This window comes from Haloferax sp. Atlit-10N, from assembly GCF_003586325.1.
GTDB classification, from domain to species: domain Archaea; phylum Halobacteriota; class Halobacteria; order Halobacteriales; family Haloferacaceae; genus Haloferax; species Haloferax prahovense.
The window spans coordinates 194,018-213,271 of sequence record NZ_PSYX01000001.1 but is presented as its reverse complement, the minus strand read 5'-3'; the positions used below and the strand labels follow the sequence as shown (position 1 = coordinate 213,271).

The window sequence follows — 19,254 nt, the reverse complement described above, 5'->3', positions numbered from 1 at the left end:
CGGCAGGCGTATTTCCGTCCGTCCAGTAGCCGCCGACATGGAGGTCACGACGACCGGCCGGTTCCGGGTCTATCGCAGTCCGCGCGACGGAGACGAACTCCTCTTGCTCGAACTCCCCGAGGAGCGCGTCGACTGGGCCGACCCGGCCGTCGAGACCGACGCCGACGACGCCTACTCACCGACCTACGTGCCACAGGCCGGCTACGACGGCGACCTCGCAGAGCGCGTCTCGGCGCTCGAACCCGGAAACGAAATCGAGGCGACGCTGACGTGGGACGACGGCGACCCGCACTTTGCAGACGTGTCGGTCCGCGACCGGACCCGCTTTCGGTTCGTCGGTGCCGCGACGGGGCTGTTCGAGGCCGCCCGCGAGACGTGGCACGCGACCGGCGACGGCGAGGCCATCGGCTCGCGCGTCACCTACGGCACCGACGGCGACCCGAACGCCGTGCTCTACGTCTTCGCGAAACAGCCCGGCGCGCGTGACCTGTTCGACGAGTTCGGCGACGGCGTCGTCCCCGTAGACCCGCTTTTGGACCGCCTCGACGACGAGACCGACGTGCCCGACGCGCCCCGCGAGGTGTTCGTCTTGCGCCCCCTCGACGAGGAGTTCGTCCTCGTCGCCATCGCGCTCGACCGAGACGGACTGTTCGCGCGGACGATGCGCGACACCTACTGCTGACGCGCCGCGGGTCGTCGCCGGCCGCTCCCGAGTCGCACTCGGTCACTCGGGGTCGGCGTCGCTCGGCGCGCGGGAACCGCACTCCGAACATCGGTAGACGGTTCGCCAGCCGCCGCCGGTGACGAACCGCCGCCGAAACGAGTGTCTCGCGCCGCACTCGTCGCAGACCGTCGGCGGTCCGTTCGGGTCGGACGGGTCGCGCATACGCCGAGTCGTGGCGGAACGGACTAAATGCCACCGTCGTCAGTCGTCGCCGACGCCGTCGTGTCCGGGCGGCGAGCGGGCGGCGTGCGGCCGGCGTGCGGCCGGCGGCGAGTTCGACTGAACTGACTGACTCGACAGAAGAGCGGGGCGACGAAGCGTTAGTTCTCTTGGGTCCAGCGCTGGTAGACCGCGGAGCCGCCGAGAACGGCGAAGACGAGCGAGCCGAGACCGGGCGCGCCGACGCCCGAGATGACCGGGACGCCGACAGCAACGGCGATCATGAGGACGATGCCGAGCGCGGCGAGCGCGGCGTAGTACTCGCTCCACGAGAGTTCGCCCTCGGGGACGACCTCCATGTAAACCGTCACGTCGCCCGCCTCGGCCAGCGAGACGACCTTCGACTCGTCGTCGTAGTTCACGATGTCCAGTTCGGCGAGTTTGGGGATGTGAGTCTGTTGCAGCGAGACGTAGGCGCTCTGGCGGATGTTCCGCGGCGGCGGCGACTCCCCGGTCTCCGCTTCCGCGATGCGCTCCGAGAGTTCGCGGAGGGTCAGGTCACCGTCTTGGAGGAACTCGATGGCCATCCGACGGCGGTCGTTACTCAGTACCTCGTGAATTCGCGTCTCGGAGAGTCCGGGTTCGGATGTTGTCGCCATACGAGGATTCGATCGATTTGTGACTGGTCGCTTCTTCTATATTAACAGTTCGCCTCCGGAATCGCCGTCCGGAATAACGAGTATCGGCAGAAATCAAGGCCGTTATCTCCCTCTAACGCCCGAATTGCGGCTCTATTTCGACTGCCAATCGGCCAAAAGGTACATCAGTGACATGTTCTGCGCCCGACACGAATCGAGGAGTTGTGGGTCGGAGACACGAATTTCTCGCACGCATCACCGGGGATTACGATGCGGTCGCCGCCAACGGCCCCGCGCCTGCGGGTCGTCAGGAACCGCTCGGCTCGTTCGCCAGCGAAGAGGCGTCCGGCGAAGCGAGGCCTGTCAGAACGACGGTTCGGAGCCTCCTCGGCGAGTTCACGAGTCGTCGAGGGCGATTGCTCGGAACAGATGCATGCCACACAGAACGAGCCCGACGAGAAGACTCAACAGGCCGCGGCGACGACATCGGGCGATGAGCGACCCCGTTCCCGTCGTCATCTACACGCGCACGGAGTGTGACCTCTGCGACGAGGCCGAAGCGACCGTCCGCGAGGTCGCAGACGAGACGGACGTTCCGGTCGATATCGACCTCGTGAACGTCGATACCGACGACGAACTCAGCGAGAAGTACGGGGAGCGAGTGCCGTACGTCTACGTGGACGGCCGACCGGCGTTCAAGTTCCGCGTCGACGCCGGCCGGCTCAGGGAGAAACTGACCGCGGCGCGGGAGTGAGCGCCGTCACTCGGCGTCGCCGGGGTGCACCCACTCGACGCCGCGGAACTCGAAGCGCGCGCCGCCGTCGGTGCCGTCGGTGAGCGTGACCGACCAGCCGTGGGCCTCGGCGATGTTTTCGACGATAGCCAACCCGAACCCCGTCCCGGTTCGGTCGGTCGTGTACCCGTGTTCGAACACCCGCTCGCGGAGCGACTCGGGGATGCCGTCGCCGTCGTCTTCGACGTAGAAGCCCGCATCGTCGTCGAGTCGGCCGACGGTCACGGTCGCGGCCGCGCCGCCGTGCTCGACGGCATCACCGGACGAACTCCGGTTGCCTGTAGAACCATGTTCTACAGCATTGCGAAACAGGTTCTCGAACAGTTGGAGGAGCCTGCCCGTGTCGGCGCGGACCACGCCGAGGTCGAGCGGTTCGAGACGGGCGTCCTCGGTGGCGACGAAGCTCCACGCGTGGGTGACCTTCGACCGGAGGTCGACCGCCTCGAACTCCGTGACCGGCGAGCCCTGTCGGGCGAGCGTAAGCAGGTCGCTGATGAGGGCGTTCATCCGTTCGAGCGCCGTCTCTATCTTTTCGAAGTGCTCCGGGTCGCCGGTGTCGGCCGCGATTTCGAGGTAGCCCTTGGCGACCGAAAGCGGGTTTCGGAGGTCGTGTGCGACCACGGAGACGAACTCGTCGAGGCGCTCGTTCGCCGCCGCGAGTTCGGCCTCGCGGTCGCGGAGCGTCTGTTCGCGCTTCGCCCGTTCGACGGCCGACGAGACGGTGGACGCGAGCAGTTGGAGGAGTTCGACGTCGACGTCGGTGAACGCTCCCTGACGGGTGTCGCCGGTGAGGAGGACGCCGTACTCGCCGAGCGGGACGTGGACCTCCGACTCGATGGACGAGTCGGGGTGCTGCACCTCCGACCCGCCGACGGTTCGCTCGTACACCCGCACCTCGTTGGCGTCGAACGCCTCCCAGATGAGCGTCTCCTCGCCGTCCCGGTGGAGAGTGGGCGACTCGCCGAACACCTGCCGGGCGGCGTCGGACTGCGCGACCGGGACGAGCGCGTCGTCGTCGGGGTCGTGGAACCACACGCCCGAGATGGGCCAGCCGACCACGTCGCGGACGGCGTCGACGGCGACGGCCGCGACCGCCTCGCTCGTCTCGACGCGGAGGAGTTCGCGGGCGACTGACTGAAGGTCGCGAAGCGCCCGTTCGAGCCGCTCGCGCTCGGCGGCGTCTCTCCCCGGGAGACGCGTCCTCGCGCTCGGTCCGGCTCCGGAGTCGCACTGGTCCGCGACTTCTCCGGCGTCGAGGCTCGCATCGTCGGTGCCGGCTCTGTCCGCCGCGGCTGCGGCATCGGAGGCGACCTCGCGGATGAAGACGCTCACCCCGCTGTCGTCGGGGTAGATTCGCGCCGAGACGCGAACGTCGAAGGCGTCGATTCGGGTGTCGAGTCGCGTCGTGGCTCCCGACGCCATCGCGGCTTCGAGCGCCCCGTGAATCTCGGAGCCGACCTCGGGGAAGAGCTCGCGGAAGTCTCGGTTGAGGGCCTCCGCGGCCGGAACGCCGGTTCGCTCGGCCATCGCGTCGTTCCAGTAGCTGACGGTCCAGTCGTCGTCTAACGCGAAGATGCCGTCGGTGACGCGGCCGTAGACGGTCGCGAGGTGCGCGTCGGACTCGGTGAGTCGCTCCTGGACGCGGTACTGCGACACCGCGTTGAACACGCGGCTCGCGAGGAGGTGGAAGTCCTCGTCGCCGGCGGTCCGCCGGACGTAGTCGCTAACGCCGAGCGAAATCGCGCGGCTCGCCACCGCCTCGTCGCCGTGGGCGGTGTAGAGGATGAACGGCAGGTCGGACGAGCGGGCGCGAACGGCGGTGAGGAGGTCGAGGCCGTCGCCGTCCCGGAGGTGGTACTCCGAGACGACGCAGTCGACGCCGTCGTCCTCGACGACGGAGATACCGTCGATGACGGCGGTCTCGCCCCGGACATCGAGCCGGTCGGACTCGCGTTCGAGCGCCGTCGCGACGAGGGCGACGAACTCCGGGTCCCGGCCGACGTAGAGGACGGAGATGGGGTCGTCACCGCCGTTCCCGGTGCTGTCGTCGGGGGTGGACATACTCGTTCGAGAGCCGTGAGTTCAATAGGTGTTTCGTCAGCAGCAGCGACCGACGGCCACGGGTTCAGCGACGAGGGCGAGCCGTACGGTTCGCGCTCCGGTCGCTCGGACGGGGCGGGCGTACGCCTATGGCCTCGGCGCCCCTTTGGAGACTCATGGAAGCTGACAGACGACTCCTCCGACAGGCGCGCGAGCGACTCGACGGGTGGACCTACACGGCCCGCGACCGGGCCTACCGCGAGCTGTTCGCCGGCGACGACGCTGCCGTCACCGCCGAGGAGCGGCAGCTTCTCGACGAGGTGGACGCGGAGCTCGCGGGCGACGGCGGCGACGGACTCTGGGGGACGGACGAGTACGCGGTCGTCATGGGACATCCGAAGAATCACCCGATTTCGGTCGTCTGCACCCGCCACCCGGAGATTCCCTCGTCGTGGTCGCGGGGCGGGGAGAGCCTGACCGAACCGGAGCGCGAGCAGTTCAACGACCTCCTGTGGGACTACTGCGAACGCGTCCGCCGGTACGTCCAAGACGAGGTCAACGAGTTCGTCGGGGTCGCCGGCGTCCCCGAGGAGTAATCCGAGGCCGATGCGCGTCATCCACCCGGCGGACCACCGGCCCTGTTATCGCTGCGGCGAGCGCGCCGACGTGGTCGTCGCCCGCGGCCACGACCTGCGGTACTGCTGCTGGGACTGTTCGTACTCGCTTCTCGAACACGGCGGCGTCATCGTCGCGGGCGAACTGGGGAAGTCGCGACCCAGACCCCCGTGAGCCGGCGTCAGGCCACCAGAGCCCCGGATATCGCCGCTCTGGAGCTCCGTTCGCCTCGATTCCGACGCCGTGAGAACGAGTCCCGCATTCAAGCCCGCGGAGACCCTACCGGTCGACTATGAGCGACGCAGATACGCTGGACGCCGTCCGTGAGTTCGAACACGACGGAACCACGTACAAGATGGCGGACCTGACCGTTCTGGAAGAACAGGGGCTCTGCGAACTCGACCGACTGCCGGTGAGCATCCGCATCCTGCTTGAGTCCGTGCTGCGAAACGTCGACGGCGACATCGTCACCGAGGAGGACGTGCGGAACGCCGCCTCGTGGGAGCCGGACGTGCCGAACGTCGAAGTCCCGTTCACGCCGTCTCGCGTGGTGCTACAGGACCTGACGGGCGTGCCCGCGGTCGTCGACCTCGCGGCGCTCCGGTCGGCCGCCGACCGCGCCGGGAAGGACCCGAAACTCGTCGAACCCGAAGTCCCCTGTGACCTCGTCATCGACCACAGCGTGCAGGTGGACTTCTTCGGCTCGCCCGACGCCTACGAGAAGAACGTCGAACTGGAGTACGAGCGCAACGCCGAGCGCTACAAGGCGCTCAAGTGGGCGCAGAACGCCTTCGACAACTTCAGCGTCGTCCCGCCGGGGACGGGCATCGTCCACCAGGTGAACCTCGAACACCTCGGGCGCGTCGTCCACGACCGCGAGTGGCGCGGCGACCGCTGGCTCCTCCCCGACACGCTCGTCGGCACCGACAGCCACACGCCGATGATAGGCGGCATCGGCGTCGTCGGCTGGGGCGTCGGCGGCATCGAGGCCGAGGCGGCGATGCTCGGCCAGCCCATCACGATGAAGCTCCCCGAGGTCGTCGGAGTCAAACTCGAGGGCGAACTCCCCGAAGGCGCGACCGCGACCGACCTCGTGTTGCACGTCACCGAACAGCTCCGCGAGGTCGGCGTCGTCGACCGGTTCGTCGAGTTCTTCGGCCCCGGCGTGGGGAACCTCTCGGTCCCCGACCGGGCGACCATCTCCAACATGGCCCCCGAACAGGGGTCGACCATCAGCGTCTTCCCGGTCGACGAGGCGACGCTGGACTACCTCGAACTCACGGGCCGCGAGCCCGAACACATCGAACTCGTCCGCGAGTACCTCGACGCGCAGGGCCTCTTCGGCGAGCAACACCCCGAGTACACGGAGACGGTCGACGTGGACCTCTCCGCCGTCGAGCCGAGTCTCGCCGGGCCGAAGCGCCCGCAGGACCGCGTCGCCATGGGCGACATGAAGGCCCACTTCCGCGAACTCCTCTACGGCGAGTTCGAAGACACCGTCGACGACGTGGACGAGGAGGCCATCGTCCGCTGGCTCGGCGAGGGCGGGGGCGACCCCGACGGCGAACTCGCGGGCGACGGCGGGACGCTGACCGAGACGCCAGAGACGGCCCCCGAAGAGCCCGACCTCGGGGAACTGACCAAACGCGTCGAAGTCGACCTCGGCGGCGAGACGGTCGAAATCGGCCACGGGAGCGTCGTCGTCAGCGCCATCACGTCCTGTACGAACACCTCGAACCCGTCTGTCATGGTCGCCGCGGGCCTCCTCGCGCGCAACGCGCTGGAGAGGGGTCTCGACGTGCCCGAGTACGTCAAGACGAGCCTCGCGCCGGGGAGCCGCGTCGTCACGGAGTACCTGAAGAAAGCCGACCTGCTCCCGCACCTCGAAGCGCTCGGCTACGACGTGGTCGGCTACGGCTGTACGACCTGCATCGGCAACGCCGGCCCGCTTCCGGAACCCATCGAGAACGCCATCGACGAACACGGGCTGTGGACGACGAGCGTCCTCAGCGGCAACCGCAACTTCGAGGCGCGCATCCACCCGAAGATTCGCGCGAACTATCTCGCCAGCCCGCCGCTCGTCGTCGCCTACGGCCTCGCCGGCCGGATGGACATCGACCTCGAGACCGACCCGCTCGGTACCGACGACGAGGGCAACGCCGTCTACCTCGCCGACATCTGGCCGGACGCCGACGAGATTCGAGAGACCATCCACGACAGCGTCGACCCGTCGATGTTCCGCGAGAAGTACGCCGAGGTGTTCGAGGGCGACGAGCGCTGGGAGGCGCTCGAAGCGCCGACCGGGGACGTGTACGACTGGGACGACGAGTCGACCTACATCCGCGAGCCGCCGTTCTTCACGGACTTCCCGCTGGAGAAACCCGGCGTCTCCGACATCGAGGACGCCCGCTGTCTCCTGACGCTCGGCGACACGGTGACGACCGACCACATCAGCCCCGCCGGGCCGTTCGGGTCGAAGCTCCCGGCCGGCCAGTGGCTCATGGACCACGGCGTCGACCCCGTGGACTTCAACACCTACGGCTCCCGCCGCGGGAACCACGAGGTGATGATGCGCGGGACGTTCGCCAACGTCCGCATCGAGAACCAGATGCTCGACGACGTGGAGGGCGGCTACACGATTCACCACCCGACGGGCGAGGAGACGACCGTCTTCGAGGCGAGCCAGCGCTACCGCGAGGAGGAAACCCCGCTCGTCGTCCTCTCGGGCGTCGAGTTCGGGACCGGTTCCAGCCGCGACTGGGCGGCGAAGGGCACGGACCTCCTCGGCGTGCGCGCGACCATCGCCGAGAGCTACGAGCGTATCTACCGGGACAACCTCGTCGGCATGGGCGTCCTCCCGCTCCAGTTCGAAGACGGCGACTCGTGGGAGTCGCTCGGCCTCGACGGCTCCGAACAGTTCGACATCCGCGGCCTCGACGACGGCCTCGAAGTCAACGACGAACTGACCGTGGTCGCCACGAAGGACGACGGAACCGAAATCGAGTTCGACGTGACCGCGCAGGTCGGCACGCCCGCCGCGGTGACGTACGTCGAAAACGGCGGTATCCTCCACTACGTGCTCCGTCGGCTCCTGACCGAGAACTGAATCAGGACGCTGCGCCGGTGAACTGAGTCGGGGCGGCGACCGGCCGCCTTCGACCCACGCGTCGGACTCGCCGAGAATCACGAACCGCCGAAGACGCGTAGATTCATCAGCCGTGGAGTGCTATGTTGTGGCATGGCAACCGTGACACCGGCGGTCCGCCCGACGTGGACAGACCTCATGCGTCGCGGAGCGGCGACCGCGGCGGTCGCGACCGTCACGAACGCGCTCCTCTTGACGCTCGTCCTCGAAACGGGCCTCGTCGAACCGTTCGCGCCGCTTTCGTACCCGCCGGTCGTGTTCCTCTCGGCCGCCGGCGCGGTCGCGGCGACGCTCGTCTACGGGCTGCTCGCGGGCCGTGTCGCGGACACGGACCGGACGTTCTTCAGGGTCGCCGTAGCGGTGCTCGTGGTGTCTTTCGCACCCGACCTCGGACTCCTGTACGTCGACCCCGGAGCGACGGTACCGGGCGTTCTCGTGCTGATGCTGATGCACGTCGTGGTCGCGGCGGTCTGCGTGGCGTCGCTCACCGAACTCGGCTGGGGCGTTCCGGAGGGTAAACGGCCGGACGCGACCGACGAGTGACCGCCTGACGCTCGACGCGCGGGCGCTCCCGTGTTACCCTCATTTAGGACAGCCTAAAAACCGAAGACACTATGTTGTTTTAGGTTGCCCTAAATGATATGACCAGAGCGGATTCCGAGGCAACCGCGTCGACGGCGCCCTCGCAGGGAGACTGAGATGAACGCTGAGCGCACCGCGGGCGTCAGGGACGCGCTGGACCGCGTCGAACGCGAGCGCGAACAGGTGCTGGCGAAGCGGCGGGCAGTCGAGCGGTTCGAGCGGCGCGTTCGAAAGCTCGCCGCACGGCCGGAGCGTCCACCGAGCGGGACCGCCCGAGCGACCGCCTGCGGGACCACATCGATACCCGCGACGACGCGACGAGACGCCGGCGCTGGCCCGGGGCGACGGCGGGTCCGCGAGCTATTCGCGGAGACGATACGACCACACAGCGTCTCCGACGTGAACGGGTCCGAACCGCTCGCGGTGACGATTCGCGAGGAGTTCGGCCCGGAGGTCGCGACGGCGCTCTCCCCCGACGCCGGGGGGCGGTTCACACCGGCGGTCAAGGAGGCGGTCGTGTCGGCGGCGACGGACCGGCAACGGGGACTCGACGGGATGCGCCGGGCGCTCGACGCCGAGGAACGGTCACTCCGGGCTGCGCTCGCCGTGCTGGACGAGTGCGAGAACTGGCTGGGGCGGGCGGACGCGACGCCGCTTTCGGAACTGGGGTTCGAGGGACTCCAGCGGCGTCACGAGACGCTCGCCGACCACCGGGAAGCGTGTGACCGGCTCGTTCACGAGCGACAGCGGCATCTCGACGGGGCGACCCGCCACACCGCGTCGGTCGAAATCGACCACCGGTTTCTCGCTGAGTATCTCTACGAGGACCGCGCGACCGACTACCCGGTCTTGACGGCCGCGACCCGCGCGGCGGGCGTCTGCGTGGATTGCCAGCGGGCCGTTCGCGACCACCTCGTCCGGCGCGTATGATCGGCGCGCCGCAGTACCTCCTCACGCTGTACATCGCCGAGCGGGAGGACGACGAGGAGACGCCGATTTCGCCGGGCTACGTCGCCGACGCGCTCGACCGCTCGCCGCCCGCGGCGACGGAGCGCCTCCAGAACCTCGACGCGAAGGGGCTCGTTCGCTACGAGCCCTACGAGGGCGCGACGCTCACCGACGAGGGCCGCGACGCCGCCGGAGAGCTCTACGACACCTACCGAATCCTCTCGCGGTTCTGTCGGGACGTGCTCGGCGTCGACGACCACGAAGACGAGGCGATGCAACTGGTCGGAAACGTCAGTCCGACGGTTGCCGAACGGCTCGCAGCGACGCTGCTCCGCGGGGGCGACAACCGCGGCGAAGCGACCGAGGCGGGCGAGGCGGCCGAATCGGCGTCGCAACCCTCTCCCGACAGCCCCGCGAGCTGAACACGTCGCGGTAAAGTCGCCCGATACTGACAATTGACAACAAATGCCACGCAAATACCGCCGCAGAACCGCACCCTTTTTGTTTTAGGTTTCCCTAAACTCTCGTAATGGCCGCTGGTACGCAGTCGAACGCTGAATCCGCGTCGGAACCGGACCGACCCGACTCCCCCGAGATATCCGTCTGCAAGGGCGGGCCGGGGAAGTCGGTGTTCATGGAGTCGGGCAACAGCGATGGCTGGATTTCGAGCGACGTGACCGTCGACGTGACGCGGTAACTCCGTTCGACCTGGGTTGCGCGGAGTGTGGACCTGACGAGCGCAGTAGCTGAACAGCGCTGGCAGCTGTCGCAACAAAAAGCGTCGAACGTCGGAAACGTCGGAACGAGGGCGTCGTCCTCCGACGCGTCGGCGGCGGTGCTTACTGGACGAGCGTGTCGTCTTCGAGGTAGTGGTCGATGACGTGGGCGTGTTCTTCGATTTCGATGAGCTGCTCGCGGAGCATGTGCGCCGTCGCGTGGTCGCCGAGACCCGCGGCGAGTTCGATGTGTTCGCGATAGCTCTCGATGATGTCGCCGTACATCTCGAGGTCGTTCGAGAGCGACGTGCGGATGTCGTAGACGTCCTCGTCTTCGGGTTCGACGGTCGCGGCCTCGCTCAGCGCGGGCATGCTGGCGTGGGGGACGCCGCCGATGGACTGGAGGCGCTCTGCGATTTCGTCCGCGGCCGCCTCGACTTCCTCGTAGGCCTCCTGGAGGAACTCGTGGATGCGGAGGTGCTCGGCTCCCTCGACGTTCCAGTGGTGCTTGTGGAGCTGGTGGTAGAGGACGTAGGCGTCCGCGAGGTCGGTGTTCAGCGCTTCGATTATCTGTTCGGCCTTTTCGGTGTCGAGCCGAACGGGGTTGTCGCCGACGCTGCCTGCTTCCTTGAGGACTGACTTCTGCGTGCTCATTACAATCAGTAGTTGGGGCTGAGGCCACTTAATACTTATCCGAGAACAAACAATTTTTCGTGTGGCCTAAAACATCGTTTTCCGGAATCGCCTGATTGCTTCTAAAACGACGAATGATGCGTGTGAGATGGACGCACGGGACGGGGCGTGGAGTCCGGTCGTTGGAGAGGACTGCCCACGAGCTATCATATTCGTTATGATTGTTCTGAGCGGTCGGCGCGGTGTCTCGTGGGGGTCGGAAGACGCGTTCCAACCGTCGGCGCTACCGACTGCGAGACTGCGGTAGAGTCCATCAAGAAACGTGTTCGAATCCAATCTGTCGGGTCGAACGCTCGCGTCTCGAATACCCGACTGAGCGCCGGTATCGCACAGCAACGGAGGATACACTATGGGCTCGATTCCGTATGAAGAACGTATGGGCCCTATGGGGTTCGAACCCATGACCACCCGGTTATGAGCCGAGCGCTCTGACCAGACTGAGCTAAGGGCCCTCGGTCGATTCTTTCCCGTCGTCCCTCTTATGTCTTATCAGAAGCCGCCGCCGGCGAATCGGAGACGAACCGCTCACCGGCGCGAGAAACGGAGAAGCGCCACCGCCAGGACTCGAACCTGGGACAACCTCGTTAACAGCGAGGTGCTCTACCAACTGAGCTACGGCGGCTTTCGTCTGCACTCTCTCGTATTCGATGTTTCTTGATAGGGCTTTCGTTTTTACCCGACGGCTGGCGGATGCCACCGCCTGACGCGGTCGGGGGAGCACCGTCACGCTTTCGCCCGCCCGCGGGAAACCAGCGGGCATGACGAACTCGGACCTCGACGCGGTCGTCGCCGCGGTCCGCGAGCGCATCGACCCCGACGAGGCGGAGCGTCGGGCGCTCGCGGAGGCCGCGTCGGCCCTCGAATCCCGCGTCCACGACGCCCTCGCGGACCTGCCGGTGGACGCCGACGCGCTCCAAGTCGGCAGCACCGCCCGCGGCACGTGGCTCTCGGGCGACCGCGACATCGACCTGTTCGTGCGCTTCCCGGCCGACCTCGACCGCGAAGAGCTCGAAACGTACGGCCTCGAAGTCGGCCACGCCGTCCTCCCCGACGGCCACGAGGAGTACGCCGAACACCCCTACGTGAAAGGCGACTACGACGGCTTCGACGTGGACCTCGTCCCCTGTTACGACGTACCCACCGCCTCCGACATCCGCTCGGCGGTCGACCGGACACCCTTTCACAACGCCTACCTGACCGAACGCCTCGACGACGACCTCGCGGCCGACGTGCGCGTCTTCAAACGGTTCCTGAAGGGAATCGGCGCGTACGGGAGCGACCTCCGCACCGAGGGATTCTCCGGCTATCTCGCCGAACTCCTCGTGGTCGAACACGGCGGCTTCGAGCCGCTGCTTCGGGCGGCCGCCGACTGGAGCCCGCAGGTCGATTTCGACCCGGAAAACCACGGAACGCGGCGTTTCTCGGACCCGCTCGTCGTCATCGACCCGACCGACCACGAGCGGAACGTCGCCGCAGTCTGCTCGGCTGAGAACGTCGCCCGGCTTCAGCACTACGCCCGCGACCTGCTCGCTGAGCCGCGCGAATCGCTGTTCTTCCGGCCCGACCCGCCGGCGCTCGACGCCGACGGCGTTCGGGGTCACCTCGACCGCCGCGGGACCACGGCCGTCGCCGTCGTCTTCGACTGCCCGGACCTCGTGGACGACCAGCTCTACCCGCAGCTGAGAAAGTCGCTGAACGGCGTCGCCGACGGCCTCGACAGGCGCGGCTTCGACGTGTTCCGGCGCGCGACGTTCGCCGCCGACGCCGACGAGGGCGACGCCGTCCTCTTCGCGGAACTCTCCGTGGCCGAGCGTCCCGCGGTCGAGCGCCACGAGGGGCCGCCGGTCCACGTCCGCCGCCACGCCGAGGGGTTTTACGGCGCGTACGAGGACGGCGACGACCACTACGGACCGTTCCTCGACGGCGACCGCTACGTGGTCGAGCGGGAGCGGGAGTTCACCTCGGCGACCGACTTCCTCGAAAGCGACGCGCTGTTCGACGTGGCGCTCGGAAAACACGTGAAATCGACGCTCGGGGAGGACGGCTACGACGTGCTCGTCGGCGACGACGTGGCCGCGCTCGCCGAGTCGTTCGGCGCCGAGTTGGGTCGTTACTTCGCGCCGAGACCGTGAGCGGCGCGCACGTCGTCGACTAGCTCGACGTTCTTCTCGTCGGGGTCTTCCTCGGGGTCCATCGCGATGCGACCGTCGAACGTCTCGTGGACGGTCGCGACGCCCTCGGAGAGCGTGTCGAGGCCGTAGCCGCCTTCGAGGACGAAGGCGATGGCGGCGTCGGTCGCCTCACAGAGGTCCTGGACGCACTCGGTGAGCATCGCGTAGCCCTCGGTCGAGACGCGCATCCGCGAGATGGGGTCGTGGCGGTGGGCGTCGAAGCCGGCGCTCACGATGAACAGGTCGGGGTCGAACCGCTCGACTGCGGGGGCGACCGCCTCGTCGAACGAGTAGACGTAGTCGGCGTCGCCCGCGCCGGCGTGGAGCGGCACGTTGAGAGTCGTCTCCTCGCCGTCACCCTCGCCGGTCTCTTCGACCTCGCCCGTACCGGGGTAGAGGCCGTCCTCGTGGATGGACGTGTAGAACACGTCGCCGCGGTCGTAGAAGATGTCCTGCGTGCCGTTGCCGTGGTGGACGTCCCAGTCGAAGATGGCGACGCGCTCGGCGAGGCCGTCCTCGATGACCGCCTGCGCGGCGACGGCGGCGTTGTTGAAGAAACAAAAGCCCATGGCGTCGTCCTCGACGGCGTGGTGGCCCGGCGGGCGGCCGAGCGAGAACGGCGTGTCGCGGCCGTCGTCGCCGTCGAGGGCGGCCCGGGCGGCCCACTCCGCGAGACCGGCGGAGGTGAGCGCGGCGTCCCACGACGCCTCGACGGCGACGGTGTCGGGGTCCCAGTTACCGCCGCCGTCGCGACAGAAGTCGTGGAACTCGTCGACGTAGCCGTCTTCGTGGACGGCCGCGACGGTCGATTTCTCGGCGGGGGGCGCATCGACGTACTCGACGCCGTGGCGCTTCGCCAGCCCGCGTCGTATCGCGCGGAGTCGGTCGGCCGTCTCGGGGTGCCGCGGCCCGGTGTCGTGGTCGAGACACGTTTCGCTGTAGCCGAATTGCATTATTCGAAGAGGGAGAAGTAGGTCTCGATGTCCTCGGATTGGACTGTCCGTCGGTCGGCGTGGTGGGCGAGTTTGACGGCGGCGCCCGCCACGTTGACGGCGTAGTCTTCGAGGATATCGGCCAGGGCGATTCGAGCGTCCATCGCGACGCGGTAGCGGTCGTCGATTCGGAGGCGGGCGATGCGGTCGATGGGGGCGATAGGGAGGAGGAGTTCGTCGCGGTTGACGACCTGCTGGACGCCGAAGTCCTCGGCCATCAACGTCTTGCGACCGTCCGCCGTCGCCCGGTCGGCGGCGTCTATCGCGAGTTCGGCGCCGTGGTCCTGAATCCGGCGGGCGAGCGCCTCGGCGGCGCCGGCGCTCACTCGCAACTCACCTGCGTTCTGCCGGATAATCGCGTCTACCGGGGCGAACGGTAGCTCGACACTCATACCCACATATCGGGTCCGTGCGGCGTATAATCCTTTCCGTCGCGGCCCCTTCTGTATTTTATCGCACGCAGCGCTCCCGAGCGGTGAGATTTCGCTGTGAGAACCCGCAAAACCGGACGAACGATGAGTGGGATTCGATGGCCCGCCGACGGCGGGGCGGTGTGCGACTGCCGTCGATTCGCCGCTTCGCAGCGCCGTCGTTTCGTCGCGTCCTCGTCGTTACCGCTGTGCGCCGGTGTGGACCTCGACCGTCTCGGCGCTGATGCGGCCGTCGGTCTCCGTGCCGGAGACCGTCACCTCGTCGCCGAGGCCGAGGTCGGCGTCGGTGTCGACGGTCTTGGTCTCCGTGCCGTCGTCGAGGATGACCGGCGTCCCGGCCTGCACGACCGTCCCGGTGAACTCGACCGACTCGCCGGCGGACCCCGTCGCAGCCGCGTCCGAGGAGGTCCCGCCGTCCGCGGCGGACGTGTCGTCGGACGACCCGGACGATCCACCGGACGAACCGTCACCGGAGAACGCGCCGAGGCCCTGGTCGCTCGGCGGCGTCGGTGCCGAACCGCCGGCGTCGGTGCCGGCCGCACCCTCGGGGGCCTCGTCCATCACGGTGACGGACGACCGCCAGCCCGCGGAGGCTTCGAGGTCCTCCTGCCAGCCCTCTTTTATCTCCACGTCGGTGATGACGACGTAGTCCGCGAGGTCGACGTCGGCGTCGGCCTTCTCGCCCCAGAGGGCGACCCGGATGTCGCCGGTGCCGTCCTTGACGCGGATGTTGCGGACCTGTCCCTCGGAACCGTCGTCGCGGTCGAAGGTGCGCTTGCCGTCCGCCTCGATGACGCCGCCGGCGATGTCGACCGTCTGGCCGAGTTCGAGCGTGCCGATGTCGGTCGTCTCGGGGACGTACTCGATGTCCTCGTCGATGACTTCGACCGCGCCGCGGGAGCCGACGTGGAGTTCGAGCGAGCCGTCGCGCTCGCGGACGTAGCCGTCGACGACCTCGACCGACTGGCCGGTCTCGAGTTCCTCGGCGAGGTCCGCCCGCTCGTCCCAGAGCGTGACGCGGACGCGACCGGTCGGGTCGCCGACGGAGAGGTTCGAGACGCGGCCCTCGGTGCCGTCGTCGCGGTCGAACGTCCGGACGGTTCCGGTGTCGAGAATCTTGCCCTCGAGGTTCACGTCCGAGAGGCCGAGCGCGAGGTCTTCGACGCGGTAGGTGTCGAGCACCTGCACGTCGACCTCGGCGTCGAGGTCCTCTTCGACCTTGCTCGCGCTGACCTCGACGCCGTTGTAGCCGTCTTTCGGGCGACCGCCGATGCGGAGGACGGTTCCGACTTCGAGGTTCTCCTTCGCGCCGGCGGCCATCTCGTCCCACAGCGAGACGCGGATGCGGCCGGTCTCGTCGGCGACCTCGATGTTGACGACCCGCCCGTCTTCGTCCTCGCCGTCGCGTTCGAACGTCCGGACCTCGCCGATGCTGACGACCTTGGCGAGGAATTTCACGTCCTCCATGCCCGGTTCGATGTCGGCGATGCCGTTGACCTCCTCGTCGCGCAGTTCGTGGGCGATGAGCATCGCCGCCGTCTCCTCGTCGGCGAGGCCGCCCATCTGTTCGACCTTGTCGTTGACCGCCGCCTCGAACTTCTCGAACTCGACATCGGTGTCGAGGTCGTCGTAGACCTCCCGAATGACGCCCATCAGGCGTCACCTCCCGGAACGAAGCGCGCGCGTCGCGGCAGACCAAACGTCGTACTCATACTATGGACGAACAGGGAAGGGCGGCGCTTAAGCGTTGTTTTCCTCCGGATTGGACCGCCGAACCGGCCGCGCGAATCGAACGACATAGCGGGGGTGGCCGCGGCCTCGGATTTGAACCTTCGGACCGTCAGGCGTCCGCGTCGACGCGGGCGACCTCGCGGCGACCGTCGGCGTCGTCGTGGACGACGACCGCCCGACCGGGGAGGCCGCTTTCGAACCTGAGCGTCGCCTCGTAGCCGCGGGCGACCGGCGATTCGGCGCAGTTCTTCACGTCGGTCCGCTCGACGGCCTCGACGACGAGCGTGGCCGTGTCCGCGTCGGCGTCGTAGTCGGCCCGCGCGAGTCGGGCGATGGTACACTCGGTCGCCCCCGAGACACAGCCGACGACCGAGAACCCGGTCTCGGTCTCGGTCGCGAGCGCCCCGTCGGCCGGACAGGCGTCGGCGCGGACGGGCGTGAACGAGCGCCCGACGAGTCGCGGACGGCGGGGGGCCTCCGTCGGCGTCGGCGACGCGGTTCCGGTCTCGGTGCTCGCCGCCGCGTCGTCGCCGCTCGCGCACCCCGCGAGCGAGGCACACAGTCCGGCGGTTCCGAGGAGGAGCGCGCGTCGATTCACACACGAGGCTAGGCTCGCCGGCGAAAAAGTCCTTTGCGTGCGGTACGCACGGTCGCCGCGGCGGCGGAAACGCGCCGGAGACGGCGTGAGAAACGGTCGTCGTTCACGCCGGAGACCGGGTTCCGTGCCCGGCGTTCGACGCCAGCCTCGTGCCGTGGTCCCGCGGTTCACTGGGAGTTCACATCGTAACCGTCTTAAGTAACCGTCGAGTACCGAAGAATGCAGCAAGACAGTCCTGATAGGGTAGTGGACTATCCTCCTGGCTTGCGGAGCCAGGGACCGGAGTTCAAATCTCCGTCAGGACGTTTCTCTCTGGGAACTAACCTTCGAGAGCCTTCTGTTCTCTCGGGTCAGTCCACGTTCTCCGTACGGAAACCTGAACGGGGAGTGACTTCGGCGCGACCGGGTTCACCACTACGTCAGAACTCGACGTGGGCGGCCAGTCCGAGGTCCACTTCTTCGACCCCGTCGAGCACTAGGTCGGCCATGCGACGCGCTCCGTGTTCGCTGAAGTGCGTGTCGTCGGCGATTCCATCGGGATAGTTCGGGTGTTCGCCCGGCTCCAGATGGTTGTAGAGCGCCGTCGAATCCGCGGGGCCGAGTTCCTCTAAGAGCGACCGCGTTCGCTCGTCCATGTCGATAAACGGCACGTCGCGGTCGCGCGCGACGGCTCTCGTCAGGTCGGCGTACTCGTGGTGGGTGTCCTTCGGGACGCCGTCGTCGTCGAAGTGACGGCGCGCGATGGAGGTGAGCAACACGGGCGTCGCCCCCTGCTCGCGCGTCTCGCCGACGAACTTCCGGAGGTTGTCGACGAACGCCTCCTCGGTCGTGTGCTGTTCCTTCGACGGCACCTCGTCGTTGTGGCCGAACTGGACGAACACGTAGTCGGTCTCGGTCAACTGCCGGACGACGGGACGCCAGCGACCCTCCTCCAGAAACGTGCGGGTGCTCCGGCCGTTTCGGGCGTGATTCGCCACCGCGACGGCGTCGTCGAAGCGGTCGGCGAAGGGCATTCCCCAGCCGGTTTCGGGACGCTCGTTCGCATCCTTATCGGCCATGGTAGAGTCCCCGACGAGATGGACGGTAATCGACTCGGACGACATTTCGATAGCGCTCGTCCGGGCGGCGTATAGAGTCACCGGTCGGGTCAATCCGCGGGACGAACGCGTCCCCTAACCGTCGCTAACGGGAGCCTACCCGTCGCGGGTACGAACGTAGCGGTTGACGAAACCGAACGCGGACTCCCGAGCGCACTCGGCAGTCTGGCCGGAAAAAACGAGCTTACGCCTCGTCGTAGGGCGGTTCGAGGTCGCGCGACCCGTCGTCGTCGCGGCGACGGACCGACGCGGTCGTGCGAGACCGCTGTGGGCGGGGACGAGGCGCCTCCTCGGACCGGGGCTTCGCGGCCCACGACCCGTGGCAGTCCCGACAGTAGTTGCCTTTGTACGCCCGCGTGAACAGGTACTGCTCACCGCAGCGGATACAAACCGGGGACTGGGTCATCGTACGACACCTCGGACGAGGGTTTCGAGGGCATTCATATGCTATCATACCACATATGTTCTCGAGAGGCATAAGTATGCAAGGCCTGCGGCGGGAGAGCCCGCTCTTCGCGAAATCTTTACTCGTGGACGGCGAACGGTTCGCATGGACGATTCGCTTCGCGCAGGCGTCGCCATCTACAACGCGGGCGCGTACCGGGCGGCTCACGGCGCGTGGGAGGCGACGTGGCTCTCGCTCGACCGCGGGGGCGACGACGAGCGGTTCCTCCACGGCCTCATCCAGTTCACCGCGGCGGTCCATCACGCCCGCGACGGCAACGACTCGGGCGCGGTCGGCCTCGCCCGGAGCGCGCGGGAGTACCTCGACGGCCTCGGCGACGACTACCGCGGCGTCGACCTCGCCGGCGTTCGGACGTTTCTCGCACGACTCGAAGCCGACCCCGCCGTCGCCGACGACCCGCTCGCGCTCCGACTCGACGGGGGAGTCGTCACCTACGACGACCTCGATTTCGACGCGGTCGCCGTCGCGGCCGAGACGCTCGCGGAAGAACTCGACGGCTACGACGAGGATATCGTCGCCGACGCGGTCGCGTACGCCCGCGACGAGGTCGCCGACGGGACGCAGACGCAGTTCACGGCGATGGTGTTCGACTTCGTGCGAAACGAGGCCCAGCGCGGGCTGGTGTTTCAGCGATTGAGTGAGCACGTCCGCCGTCGGCGGCGGCGCGAAGACGACGTGAGCGGCCTGTTCGAGTGAGAAAAAGAGAGGTCTGTCG

Annotated in this window: 21 protein-coding genes and 3 tRNA genes; 12 read left to right on the top strand and 12 right to left on the bottom strand. The window is 67.8% G+C overall.

What is annotated here, in order from left to right; genetic code table 11:
• Positions 1 to 37 precede the first annotated feature (37 nt).
• Positions 38 to 682, top strand: a complete 645-nt coding sequence (locus tag C5B91_RS01180) for a DUF6663 family protein (RefSeq protein ID WP_115818976.1) — start codon at positions 38 to 40, stop codon at positions 680 to 682.
• Between the two features lie 42 nt (positions 683 to 724).
• On the opposite strand, the gene C5B91_RS22245 is transcribed toward C5B91_RS01180, so the two are convergent.
• Positions 725 to 886 (bottom strand): hypothetical protein, encoded by a 162-nt coding sequence (locus C5B91_RS22245; protein ID WP_008091806.1) that lies wholly within the window; start codon positions 884 to 886, stop codon positions 725 to 727.
• Between the two features lie 158 nt (positions 887 to 1,044).
• Complete coding sequence (locus C5B91_RS01175) at positions 1,045 to 1,542, bottom strand: hypothetical protein (RefSeq protein ID WP_008091805.1); 498 nt, start codon at positions 1,540 to 1,542, stop codon at positions 1,045 to 1,047.
• A gap of 472 nt (positions 1,543 to 2,014) precedes the next feature.
• Between C5B91_RS01175 and C5B91_RS01170 the strand changes: the two genes are divergently transcribed.
• Positions 2,015 to 2,275, top strand: a complete 261-nt coding sequence (locus C5B91_RS01170; RefSeq protein WP_049968063.1) for a glutaredoxin family protein — start codon at positions 2,015 to 2,017, stop codon at positions 2,273 to 2,275.
• Between the two features lie 6 nt (positions 2,276 to 2,281).
• On the opposite strand, the gene C5B91_RS01165 is transcribed toward C5B91_RS01170, so the two are convergent.
• Complete coding sequence (locus C5B91_RS01165) at positions 2,282 to 4,375, bottom strand: ATP-binding protein (protein WP_049968062.1); 2,094 nt, start codon at positions 4,373 to 4,375, stop codon at positions 2,282 to 2,284.
• 155 nt (positions 4,376 to 4,530) lie between these two features.
• On the opposite strand from C5B91_RS01165, the gene C5B91_RS01160 reads away from it, so the two are divergent.
• The 7 genes from C5B91_RS01160 to C5B91_RS22240 all read left to right on the top strand — a co-directional run bounded on the left by C5B91_RS01160 (position 4,531) and on the right by C5B91_RS22240 (position 10,341).
• Entirely contained in the window at positions 4,531 to 4,950 is a 420-nt protein-coding gene (locus C5B91_RS01160; protein ID WP_008091801.1) for a hypothetical protein, read from the top strand.
• Positions 4,951 to 4,960: 10 nt separating this feature from the next.
• Entirely contained in the window at positions 4,961 to 5,143 is a 183-nt protein-coding gene (locus C5B91_RS01155) for a hypothetical protein (RefSeq protein ID WP_004973290.1), read from the top strand.
• A 118-nt stretch (positions 5,144 to 5,261) separates the two neighbouring features.
• Positions 5,262 to 8,075: an aconitate hydratase gene (locus C5B91_RS01150; RefSeq protein WP_004973292.1), complete on the top strand. Its 2,814-nt coding sequence runs from the start codon at positions 5,262 to 5,264 to the stop codon at positions 8,073 to 8,075.
• A gap of 132 nt (positions 8,076 to 8,207) precedes the next feature.
• Positions 8,208 to 8,657, top strand: a complete 450-nt coding sequence (locus C5B91_RS01145) for a DUF6069 family protein (protein ID WP_049913352.1) — start codon at positions 8,208 to 8,210, stop codon at positions 8,655 to 8,657.
• Between the two features lie 156 nt (positions 8,658 to 8,813).
• Positions 8,814 to 9,626: a hypothetical protein gene (locus C5B91_RS01140; RefSeq protein WP_008091793.1), complete on the top strand. Its 813-nt coding sequence runs from the start codon at positions 8,814 to 8,816 to the stop codon at positions 9,624 to 9,626.
• Positions 9,623 to 10,066: a metal-dependent transcriptional regulator gene (locus C5B91_RS01135; protein WP_008091791.1), complete on the top strand. Its 444-nt coding sequence runs from the start codon at positions 9,623 to 9,625 to the stop codon at positions 10,064 to 10,066. Before C5B91_RS01140 ends, C5B91_RS01135 begins: the two co-directional genes overlap by 4 nt.
• A gap of 107 nt (positions 10,067 to 10,173) precedes the next feature.
• Positions 10,174 to 10,341: a hypothetical protein gene (locus tag C5B91_RS22240; protein WP_004973301.1), complete on the top strand. Its 168-nt coding sequence runs from the start codon at positions 10,174 to 10,176 to the stop codon at positions 10,339 to 10,341.
• 142 nt (positions 10,342 to 10,483) lie between these two features.
• Here the strand turns inward: C5B91_RS22240 and dpsA are convergent, their stop codons facing one another.
• The 3 genes from dpsA to C5B91_RS01120 form a co-directional block, all read right to left on the bottom strand.
• The gene (dpsA, locus tag C5B91_RS01130) at positions 10,484 to 11,014 is read right to left on the bottom strand and encodes a DNA starvation/stationary phase protection protein DpsA (RefSeq protein WP_008091787.1); all 531 of its coding nucleotides are present in this window, start codon (positions 11,012 to 11,014) and stop codon (positions 10,484 to 10,486) included.
• 416 nt (positions 11,015 to 11,430) lie between these two features.
• Positions 11,431 to 11,505, bottom strand: a tRNA-Ile gene (locus C5B91_RS01125).
• 97 nt (positions 11,506 to 11,602) lie between these two features.
• Positions 11,603 to 11,675, bottom strand: a tRNA-Asn gene (locus C5B91_RS01120).
• A gap of 136 nt (positions 11,676 to 11,811) precedes the next feature.
• Here C5B91_RS01120 and cca point away from each other — a divergent pair.
• Entirely contained in the window at positions 11,812 to 13,185 is a 1,374-nt protein-coding gene (gene cca, locus C5B91_RS01115; RefSeq protein ID WP_049968060.1) for a CCA tRNA nucleotidyltransferase, read from the top strand.
• Here cca and C5B91_RS01110 read toward each other — a convergent pair.
• The 4 genes from C5B91_RS01110 to C5B91_RS01095 form a co-directional block, all read right to left on the bottom strand.
• Positions 13,164 to 14,177: a histone deacetylase gene (locus C5B91_RS01110; RefSeq protein WP_049968059.1), complete on the bottom strand. Its 1,014-nt coding sequence runs from the start codon at positions 14,175 to 14,177 to the stop codon at positions 13,164 to 13,166. The two genes, cca and C5B91_RS01110, sit on opposite strands and share 22 nt — an antisense overlap.
• Positions 14,177 to 14,608 carry a histone gene (locus tag C5B91_RS01105; protein ID WP_008091782.1) on the bottom strand — a complete coding sequence of 144 codons (432 nt, stop codon included), beginning with the start codon at positions 14,606 to 14,608 and terminating at the stop codon, positions 14,177 to 14,179. The genes C5B91_RS01110 and C5B91_RS01105 overlap by 1 nt, the downstream gene beginning before the upstream one ends.
• Before the next feature lie 219 nt (positions 14,609 to 14,827).
• Positions 14,828 to 16,300 (bottom strand): single-stranded DNA binding protein, encoded by a 1,473-nt coding sequence (locus C5B91_RS01100; protein WP_008091781.1) that lies wholly within the window; start codon positions 16,298 to 16,300, stop codon positions 14,828 to 14,830.
• Positions 16,301 to 16,487: 187 nt separating this feature from the next.
• Complete coding sequence (locus C5B91_RS01095) at positions 16,488 to 16,976, bottom strand: hypothetical protein (protein WP_115818975.1); 489 nt, start codon at positions 16,974 to 16,976, stop codon at positions 16,488 to 16,490.
• A 232-nt stretch (positions 16,977 to 17,208) separates the two neighbouring features.
• Between C5B91_RS01095 and C5B91_RS01090 the strand changes: the two genes are divergently transcribed.
• Positions 17,209 to 17,281 (top strand) — tRNA-Arg (locus tag C5B91_RS01090).
• A 114-nt stretch (positions 17,282 to 17,395) separates the two neighbouring features.
• Here the strand turns inward: C5B91_RS01090 and C5B91_RS01085 are convergent.
• Together C5B91_RS01085 and C5B91_RS01080 are read right to left on the bottom strand one after the other, a co-directional pair.
• On the bottom strand, positions 17,396 to 18,079 hold the full coding sequence (locus tag C5B91_RS01085) for a rhamnogalacturonan acetylesterase (protein ID WP_115818974.1): 684 nt from the start codon (positions 18,077 to 18,079) through the stop codon (positions 17,396 to 17,398).
• A gap of 178 nt (positions 18,080 to 18,257) precedes the next feature.
• Positions 18,258 to 18,479, bottom strand: coding sequence for a hypothetical protein (locus tag C5B91_RS01080; RefSeq protein ID WP_050458621.1), 222 nt, complete (start codon positions 18,477 to 18,479; stop codon positions 18,258 to 18,260).
• Positions 18,480 to 18,623: 144 nt separating this feature from the next.
• On the opposite strand from C5B91_RS01080, the gene C5B91_RS01075 reads away from it, so the two are divergent.
• A complete protein-coding gene (locus tag C5B91_RS01075) occupies positions 18,624 to 19,235 on the top strand; it encodes a DUF309 domain-containing protein (protein ID WP_115818973.1) in 612 nt (203 codons plus the stop codon).
• The last annotated feature ends 19 nt before the right edge of the window (positions 19,236 to 19,254 follow it).

Excerpts from the sequence above, each read along its gene's own strand:
- C5B91_RS01105 (WP_008091782.1), bottom strand. The coding sequence starts at position 14,608 with ATGAGTGTCGAGCTACCGTTCGCCCCGGTAGACGCGATTATCCGGCAG.
- C5B91_RS01150 (WP_004973292.1), top strand. The coding sequence starts at position 5,262 with ATGAGCGACGCAGATACGCTGGACGCCGTCCGTGAGTTCGAACACGAC.
- C5B91_RS22240 (WP_004973301.1), top strand. The coding sequence starts at position 10,174 with ATGGCCGCTGGTACGCAGTCGAACGCTGAATCCGCGTCGGAACCGGAC.
- C5B91_RS01100 (WP_008091781.1), bottom strand. The coding sequence starts at position 16,300 with ATGGGCGTCATTCGGGAGGTCTACGACGACCTCGACACCGATGTCGAG.
- C5B91_RS01145 (WP_049913352.1), top strand. The coding sequence starts at position 8,208 with ATGGCAACCGTGACACCGGCGGTCCGCCCGACGTGGACAGACCTCATG.
- C5B91_RS01075 (WP_115818973.1), top strand. The coding sequence starts at position 18,624 with ATGGACGATTCGCTTCGCGCAGGCGTCGCCATCTACAACGCGGGCGCG.
- C5B91_RS01170 (WP_049968063.1), top strand. The coding sequence starts at position 2,015 with ATGAGCGACCCCGTTCCCGTCGTCATCTACACGCGCACGGAGTGTGAC.
- C5B91_RS01165 (WP_049968062.1), bottom strand. The coding sequence starts at position 4,375 with ATGTCCACCCCCGACGACAGCACCGGGAACGGCGGTGACGACCCCATC.
- C5B91_RS01140 (WP_008091793.1), top strand. The coding sequence starts at position 8,814 with ATGAACGCTGAGCGCACCGCGGGCGTCAGGGACGCGCTGGACCGCGTC.
- C5B91_RS01155 (WP_004973290.1), top strand. The coding sequence starts at position 4,961 with ATGCGCGTCATCCACCCGGCGGACCACCGGCCCTGTTATCGCTGCGGC.
- C5B91_RS01135 (WP_008091791.1), top strand. The coding sequence starts at position 9,623 with ATGATCGGCGCGCCGCAGTACCTCCTCACGCTGTACATCGCCGAGCGG.
- cca (WP_049968060.1), top strand. The coding sequence starts at position 11,812 with ATGACGAACTCGGACCTCGACGCGGTCGTCGCCGCGGTCCGCGAGCGC.
- C5B91_RS01175 (WP_008091805.1), bottom strand. The coding sequence starts at position 1,542 with ATGGCGACAACATCCGAACCCGGACTCTCCGAGACGCGAATTCACGAG.
- C5B91_RS01110 (WP_049968059.1), bottom strand. The coding sequence starts at position 14,177 with ATGCAATTCGGCTACAGCGAAACGTGTCTCGACCACGACACCGGGCCG.
- C5B91_RS01080 (WP_050458621.1), bottom strand. The coding sequence starts at position 18,479 with ATGACCCAGTCCCCGGTTTGTATCCGCTGCGGTGAGCAGTACCTGTTC.
- C5B91_RS22245 (WP_008091806.1), bottom strand. The coding sequence starts at position 886 with ATGCGCGACCCGTCCGACCCGAACGGACCGCCGACGGTCTGCGACGAG.
- dpsA (WP_008091787.1), bottom strand. The coding sequence starts at position 11,014 with ATGAGCACGCAGAAGTCAGTCCTCAAGGAAGCAGGCAGCGTCGGCGAC.
- C5B91_RS01085 (WP_115818974.1), bottom strand. The coding sequence starts at position 18,079 with ATGTCGTCCGAGTCGATTACCGTCCATCTCGTCGGGGACTCTACCATG.
- C5B91_RS01180 (WP_115818976.1), top strand. The coding sequence starts at position 38 with ATGGAGGTCACGACGACCGGCCGGTTCCGGGTCTATCGCAGTCCGCGC.
- C5B91_RS01160 (WP_008091801.1), top strand. The coding sequence starts at position 4,531 with ATGGAAGCTGACAGACGACTCCTCCGACAGGCGCGCGAGCGACTCGAC.